This is a genomic window from Bacillus sp. JJ1764 (genome assembly GCF_036962145.1).
Classification (GTDB): Bacteria; Bacillota; Bacilli; order Bacillales; family Cytobacillaceae; genus Neobacillus.
The window spans coordinates 3,077-10,712 of sequence record NZ_JBALNY010000043.1 but is presented as its reverse complement, the minus strand read 5'-3'; the positions used below and the strand labels follow the sequence as shown (position 1 = coordinate 10,712).

At 37.6% G+C, this 7,636-nt stretch carries 9 protein-coding genes; 6 read left to right on the top strand and 3 right to left on the bottom strand.

The features are described 5' to 3' along the window. The 3 genes from V7083_RS06955 to pepT all read right to left on the bottom strand — a co-directional run. Positions 1-353: DUF5412 family protein (locus V7083_RS06955; protein WP_335476655.1), on the bottom strand; the 353-nt coding region annotated here is incomplete at its 3' end. A 46-nt stretch (positions 354-399) separates the two neighbouring features. After that, the gene (locus V7083_RS06950) at positions 400-1,203 is read right to left on the bottom strand and encodes a polymorphic toxin type 44 domain-containing protein (RefSeq protein ID WP_335476654.1); all 804 of its coding nucleotides are present in this window, start codon (positions 1,201-1,203) and stop codon (positions 400-402) included. Between the two features lie 648 nt (positions 1,204-1,851). Then, positions 1,852-3,084 carry a peptidase T gene (gene pepT, locus V7083_RS06945; protein WP_335476653.1) on the bottom strand — a complete coding sequence of 411 codons (1,233 nt, stop codon included), beginning with the start codon at positions 3,082-3,084 and terminating at the stop codon, positions 1,852-1,854. Positions 3,085-3,270: 186 nt separating this feature from the next. Here pepT and V7083_RS06940 point away from each other — a divergent pair, with 186 nt between their 5' ends. The 6 genes from V7083_RS06940 to V7083_RS06915 form a co-directional block, all read left to right on the top strand. Next, the gene (locus V7083_RS06940; protein WP_335476652.1) at positions 3,271-3,894 is read left to right on the top strand and encodes a TetR/AcrR family transcriptional regulator; all 624 of its coding nucleotides are present in this window, start codon (positions 3,271-3,273) and stop codon (positions 3,892-3,894) included. A gap of 12 nt (positions 3,895-3,906) precedes the next feature. Continuing rightward, on the top strand, positions 3,907-4,791 hold the full coding sequence (locus tag V7083_RS06935) for an ABC transporter ATP-binding protein (RefSeq protein WP_335476651.1): 885 nt from the start codon (positions 3,907-3,909) through the stop codon (positions 4,789-4,791). Positions 4,792-4,797: 6 nt separating this feature from the next. Then, the gene (locus tag V7083_RS06930) at positions 4,798-5,595 is read left to right on the top strand and encodes an ABC transporter permease subunit (RefSeq protein ID WP_335476650.1); all 798 of its coding nucleotides are present in this window, start codon (positions 4,798-4,800) and stop codon (positions 5,593-5,595) included. Positions 5,596-5,624: 29 nt separating this feature from the next. Next, on the top strand, positions 5,625-6,422 hold the full coding sequence (locus V7083_RS06925) for an ABC transporter permease subunit (protein WP_335476649.1): 798 nt from the start codon (positions 5,625-5,627) through the stop codon (positions 6,420-6,422). A 99-nt stretch (positions 6,423-6,521) separates the two neighbouring features. After that, positions 6,522-6,857 (top strand): ASCH domain-containing protein, encoded by a 336-nt coding sequence (locus tag V7083_RS06920; RefSeq protein ID WP_335476648.1) that lies wholly within the window; start codon positions 6,522-6,524, stop codon positions 6,855-6,857. Positions 6,858-6,970: 113 nt separating this feature from the next. Next, on the top strand, positions 6,971-7,636 hold a 666-nt coding region (locus V7083_RS06915; protein WP_335476647.1), incomplete at its 3' end, for an ABC transporter permease.

Genomic DNA, 7,636 nt, shown 5'->3' with positions numbered 1-7,636 from the left:
ATATTTATTATTTTGTCATTAATAATAATTGTATTATTATCTTTCCACTTAGCCGATGTATCTTCTTTATATGGATACAACCAATATATTGTTTTATCCTTGAATTCTTTCTTATTATCTTTTAAAGATGTAATAGATACTCTTTCTTGAAAATCAACTGTTGCTCCACCTTTATTAATAATAAAGAGTTCAGCTTTATATTTTCCATTAGGAGATATATATTCTTCTTTCTTTTCTCCAGTTCCATTAAGTTTATCAAGACTGATATTAAAAAATAAAGAATTTAAGATAAAAATCAGAATGGTAATCACTATAAAAATAGGTAGTATTACAAATAAACTTATTTTTTTCAATGTCATTCTCCTATGTTTTAACTCTATTCTATATTAATTGAAAATATTACGCTATTATTAATCCAAATCTATATCCATTATCATAATCTTTATATCCATCTGTAATAGCTGCTTGATCAGAAGGATCGTCAAAATATGAAGAGATAAATCCCCAATTAGATGTATTACTATACACTTGATACATTCCAGCTGCGCTTTTTAAAACTGTTGTGCTAAATCCAATTGCTCTACCCATATAACCATAATGGTGATTTCCAATATATTCTCCTGTTTTAGATGAATCTTTGAAAATATACTTAGTATTTTTTCCTAATTTTCTTTTTAAATCCCAGGGACCATTTGATTTTACCAATGAGTAAAAGATTGAAAGTCTGTAAGTATTGGCAGCCACAGTGCCATTGGATGTTTTTATTTTATTATATGAATTTTTTATTTTTTGTGCTTGTTTCAAATTTGTTTGATATAGCTTTACAACCGTTGAATCTGTTAATTTAGTTGATTTAAGGTAATCAGTAGCTATAGGTGAAGTATTTACACTCAAACGTTCTTGTTCAATTTCTTGTTCAATTGCTGCCTGTTCTTTTTCAAATTCTTTAACTTGAGATGAAATAAGATTTTCTATCATTGCTTTTTGTTCATCTGACAATTCTTCTTTAATATTTGAATCTTCTACTGGTATGTCAGACATGTCCGAATAAATAGTTGATAAATCAGCGTTAGAAGTGCTTGTATTTTTTATCAAATCGCTTTCTGCAGCAGAAACTTTACTATTTCCAGTCAAAGTAGAAATAAAAAGAATTGAAATTAAAAATGTTGATACAATACAGATTTTTTTCTTTCTAAAAAACAATTGAAATCCCTCCTGGAAGTTTATGACATTAGTAACTATATCATACAAATTATTAAAAGTTTAGTATTTTTTTACATTTTTGTTATTTTTATATAATTAATATAAAGCTAGGTTCTTCATTTGGTACATTCGAATTCTTTTACTTAAACAGTTTCGGCTGCCTTAATGGCATCCTTTTAGCCTTTAGGGCAATAACATAAAATACAATGTACTATCATCCGTGGCACTCTTCAGTTAATTCATTGCTACCTGTTTCCTAAAATGTTCTTGAATTAATCAGAAGATTGTAGAGGAAGTATACGAAAACCCTATTTCTTTAGAAATATTAGGACTACTGGTGAACCTCGATGCTATAATCAAAACGAAGGCTTAGAACTCTCTACCGGTTGCGACGGAAAAAAAGGATATCCATATGGATATCCTTTTTTTCTATTTACAATTAGAATATAAAGACTTGTAGGTGTGAAATTCAGAAAATGAACAAAAGTCGAGTCCTTTTTATATAAATTTCAAAAAACGAAACGTCCGTTCTTGTTCTTCGTATTACTGAATAAAAGGACTAGAGGTATTTTTGATGCATACGTTAAATAAAATATTGAAACAATATTCTAAAGTTTATAGCCCTCACAAACGGTTAGCTTTTTTGTATTATGCCTTTTGCTCAAACAGTTTAATAATTTCAATCACGTTCTCAGTAGCTTTGATCATATTATCAACGGAAATAAACTCATATTTCCCGTGGAAGTTTTCACCGCCAGTAAAGATATTAGGAGTAGGAAGTCCCATATAGGATAGCTGAGAGCCGTCGGTACCGCCGCGGATAGGCTGGATGATTGGCTTAATGTCCAGACTTTCCATGGCCTGCTGGGCAATTTCCACAATTTCCTTTACAGGTTTAATCTTTTCACCCATGTTGTAATATTGATCCTTCAGTTCAAGTTGAATGGTGTCGTTCCCATATTTTTCTTTTAGCTGGTTGACGATGGTCTCCATTGTAGCTTTTCGTTTATTGAAAATGTCCTTATCATGGTCGCGAATAATGTAGGAAAGCTTTGTTTGTTCTACATCCCCATTAAAAGAAAGTAAATGGTAGAATCCTTCGTATCCTTCGGTATGCTCTGGTACTTCCTGCGGCGGCAGCTGGCTATGCAATTCCATGCCAATTTTCATGGAGTTGACCATTTTGTCTTTTGCAGAACCCGGGTGGATGTTCGTGCCGTTAATGGTAATTTTTGCACTGGCAGCATTAAAGCTTTCGAATTCCAATTCCCCGAGCGGCCCGCCATCAACGGTATAAGCAAACTTCGCATTAAAGGCTGCAACGTCAAACTTATGCGGCCCTCTTCCGATTTCCTCATCAGGTGTGAACGCAACGCGGACCTTGCCGTGTTTGATTTCAGGATGCTGAATCAAATACGCCATGGCTGTCATGATTTCAGTAACACCCGCTTTATTGTCGGCGCCAAGTAAAGTAGTCCCATCGGTGGTAATTAACGTATGGCCTTTATAATTGGCGAGATTTGGGAAGTCCTTTGGTGACAGGATGACATTTAAGGCTTCATTTAATACAATATCGCCGCCGCCATAGTTTTCAAGGAGCTGCGGGTTCACATTTTTCCCAGTGAAGTCTGTGGCAGTATCGACATGAGCTAAGAATCCGATTGTCGGCACGTCCTTATCCGTATTTGCTGGCAGTGTCGCCATTACATAACCGTTCTCATCCATTGTGACCTCTTGCATGCCAATATTTTTGAGTTCATCGACAAGCATTCGCAGCAAGGTCAACTGCCCCGGTGTTGATGGGCAAGTTTCACTGTTTTCATCGGATTGGGTATCCACTTTCACATAGGAAGTAAATCGTTGAATTAATTCATTTTTCACTATTTCCACACTCCCCTAAATTTTATGTACATTCCTTATCTTATCACTACCATGAAGCGGTTACACGCAATAAGAATATTTTTAAAAAAAGTCACAAAAAATAGATTGACCGCACTGGTCAATGGGGAATACAATGGAATTGACCGGTGTGGTCAATGGAAAGATAAAGGAAGTGGGACTGCCGGCATGTACTCAAAGTTTTTAAATCTCGAAAAAGAAAAGCAAGACAGAATCATTAATGCAGCCATTAATGAATTTGCCCAAAAAGGATTTGATAAGGCCTCCACAAACGAGATTGTAAAAGGAGCTGAGATATCAAAAGGCTTGCTGTTTCATTATTTTCAAAACAAAAAACAGTTATACTTTTTCCTGTTTGACTATTGCTATGAAATGATTGCTGATGCTTATTACCAACATGTTGATTTAGATGAAAAGGATTTTTTTGCGAGGGTTCAAAAGGCGGTCATTTTGAAAATGCAGCTGCAGAAGGACTACCCGGCTCTGTTTAAATTTATGGAATCAGCGTGTTTTGAGGATTCAAATGAGGTTAAGCAAGAAATGGAGCTTAAGATTAAGCAGCTTAGTGAAGTGAATTTCGGGAAGATTTTTGAAGGAATTGATACGTCGAAGTTCAGGGATGATGTGGATGTAACGAAAATCTTGAAAATCATTACTTGGACGCTTGAAAAAGTGAGTGAAGAGGAAAGGATGAAGGTAAGGCATTCTCCTTCACATGAAATTAATTATGCAGAAGTTAAAGTAATTGCCGACGAGTATCTTGAAATCTTAGCGAAATGCTTTTATAAATAGGGGGCTGTCATGATGAATGTCATTGAAATCAAAAACCTGACAAAGACATACGGAAAATCACGAGGGATTAATAATATCAGCTTTAATGTCGAGGAAGGCGAGATTTTTGGGTTTATCGGGCCAAATGGTGCCGGTAAATCCACCACTATCCGGACGCTGTTGTCATTGATCTATCCAACGAGCGGTAGCGCGACCATCTTTGGCAAGGATTGCATTCAATTTGCCCCGGAAATCAAAAAGGAAATCGGTTATCTGCCGTCAGAGGTATTTTATTACGACAATATGAAGGTTAAGGACCTATTAAAATATTCAGCTAGTTTTTATAAAAAAGATTGCAGTAAAAAAATCAAAGAATTGGCCGAAATCATGGACCTGGATCTCCATAAAAAAATCGACGATCTGTCACTGGGAAACAAAAAAAAGGTCGGGATTGTTCAGGGTCTGCTGCATGAACCGAAGCTAATTATTCTGGATGAACCAACAAGCGGATTGGATCCATTGATGCAGCAAAAGTTCTTTGAACTGTTGGAGGCTGAAAACAAAAAAGGCGCAACGATTCTATTTTCTTCTCATATTTTAAGCGAGGTTCAACGCCTATGTAACCGAGTTGCCATCATTAAAGAAGGTGAAATTGTCACTGTTGAGAAAATTAGCACGTTACAGGAAAATAACTATAAAAAGTTCAAGGTGGAGACACAGGCGCCACTCGGCGAGGATTATTTCAACATTTCTGGTGTGAACAATTTACAGGTGAAGGGGAACATAACCAGCTTTATTTTTAAAGGAAATATTAATGATGTTTTGAGAAAAATAGCTGAAATTGATGTCGTCAATCTTTGGATTGAAGAGCCTGATCTTGAGGAGATCTTTATGCATTACTATGAAAAGGAGGCCTAGGAAGCGATGAATATGTTTATTCATGAATTAAGGGCCTATCGCAAGTCCACAATTATATGGTCTATTTCGTTAACGCTGATTGTCATCCTGTATATGTCGCTTTACCCTTCTTTTGCAAAGGATGCTGACGATTTTATGAAGGTCTTGCAGGGCTATCCGGAACCAATAAGAAAGGCGTTGGGAATTCATCTTGGCTCTTTCTTTACGATTCTCGGATTCTATTGCTTTCCGTTGTCATTTGTTACGCTGTGTGGTGCCATCCAAGCTATGAATTACGGGACGTCCATTGTTAGTAAGGAGGTCCGGGAGAAAACAGCTGACTTTCTATTAACGAAACCGGTAACACGTACTGCGGTCATGACAGCCAAACTGCTCGCGGTCTTTGCATCGTTGATCATCACCAATATCATTTATTTGGCTGCCGCTAGTGTGATTGCTTATCAGGTGAGAACGGATGATTTCAGTTTTAAAATATTTATCCTCTTGTCACTGACGATGTTATTTATTCAACTGATCTTCATGGCCCTGGGGGTTATTTTATCAGTGCTAATTCCAAAGGTGAAATCTGTACTGAGTGTCTCGCTGCCAACTGTCTTTGCCTTCTACTTTTTAGGGATGTTTAGTGATACAACCGGTGAAACAGCTAAACGTTATCTTTCGCCGTTTAAATATTTTGACACCGCCTATATTATTAAGCACTCTGCCTATGAGGCTTCCTTTTTAATCGCGGGTGCCATCATTATGTTGCTGGCGATTGCTGCAAGCTATTTCGTGTATCTCAAAAAGGACATCCATGCTGTTTAATCCGAATGGCCGGGACTGGAGGGTTGGTTATGAATATCTTTTTAAAAGAGTTAAAGTCTCATAGAAAATCATTAATATTCTGGTGTATCGGAGTTTTCCTGATGGTGGTATCTGGCATGCAAAAATATTCCGCCTTCAAGTCATCCGGGCAATCCATCAACGATATGATTGGAAGTATGCCTAAATCGCTAAGAGCGATCCTGGGATTCGGAGCTATGGACTTATCCAAGATCAGTGGCTACTATGCGATGTTGTTTTTGTATTTGTTATTAATGGCGACGATTCATGCCGTGATGCTGGGCGCCACGATTATTGCCAAAGAGGAACGGGATAAAACGTCGGAGTTTTTATTTGTTAAGCCTGTTTCACGACGAACAATCATTACGGCAAAATTATCGGCTGCCTTCGTCAATATCGTGATCTTCAATCTTGTCACCTATGGCTCGTTAGTCTCCATTATGGGAAAATATAGTAACGGTGAAGATGTGAACGGGGATATCGCCATTACCATGTTAGCGATGTTTATTTTGCAAGTTTTGTTTATGGTCACCGGCAGTGCGATCGCTTCAATTAAAAAACGGCCAAAAACAGCAGCATCAATATCTGCGGGTGTCCTGATGTTGACCTATTTATTATCAATGGCTATTGATTTAAATGACGATATAGAAGGCCTGAAATATCTGACACCATTTAAATATTTTGAAGCAAAAAATATTATGTTCGGCGGCGGGCTGGAAATCAGCTTTGTCATTATCTCCGTGATCTTAATTGCCGCGCTTTCTGCTATAACGTTTGTTTTTTATGAAAAAAGAGATTTGAATGTGTAAAAATGTATGGGTACCTCGATAGGAGGTGCCCTTTTCACTTTTTTTACAATGGAAATAGTGATAAAATAAATTGTTGAATTGGAAAAAGGAGGAATTAATATGAGTGAAACTAATTTACCGCCAAAAACATGTACGATTGAACGTTTGGTTACGCTTGAAGCAGATGTGAAGAAAGTGCTTTCTGGTGAAAAAACAGCGACTAGAAGAAACGGCAGATACGCTGATCCTGGTGAAATAATGTCGTTAGATAGTCAGCAATTTGTAGTAGACAGAGTGTATGAGCAGAGCCTTGGGGAGCTGACAGATGACGATGCCCGCCGTGAGGGTTTCGGGTCATTGGAGGATTATAAGCAATCCATTCTATCTATCCACCCTGGGATGCCTTGGCTTCCACAAATGAAAGTCTGGGTACATGAATTCAGTCCAGTAAAGTAAAGTGTTACGGTCCAATTATTGGGCCGTTTTTTTATGTTCGGACTAATTATTTGGTGTCTCGAAGGAAACGTCATTATAATAGCTTTATTAGAGCATTATTCCGAGGTGGGGACATGAAGTTTTTATCAAAATATAGTAAAAAGTACTGGAAGTCCTTCAGTTTAGCTGTTTTATTTCTCACCTTTGAGGCTATTTGTGATTTGCTGCAGCCAACCATTATGGCAAAAATTATTGACGTTGGTGTCGCAGACAAAGATATTCATTATGTGTTAAAGATGGGTGGACTGATGCTGTTAATTACAGCTGCAGGAGCTGTCAGCGCCTCTACCAGAAGTATTCTGGCAAGTATTGTTTCTCAAAATTTTGGCGCGGAGCTACGGTCTGATTTATTTCATAAAATTCAGCGTCTTTCCTTTAAAAATCTAGACCAATTTGACCGTGCGTCCTTAATTACAAGGCTGACGAATGATGTGACCCAAGTTCAGGTGTTTGTAAATGGTCTCATGCGGATCTTTGTGAAGGCCCCGCTGCTCGCTATTGGCGGGCTCATCATGGCAACGCGGTTAAACCTTCACCTCGCTGTTGTCCTTGCGGTTATCGTCCCCTTTGTTGCTGTTTTAATTATGACGAACTTACGATTGGGATTCCCGTTATTTGCCAAAGTGCAAAATGCGTTAGATAAGGTTAATAGTGTCATGCGGGAATATTTATCAGGGGTTCGCGTAGTCAAGGCGTTTAATCGGTTTGATGTGGAGATCGGCAAGTTTACCAAGGCGAAT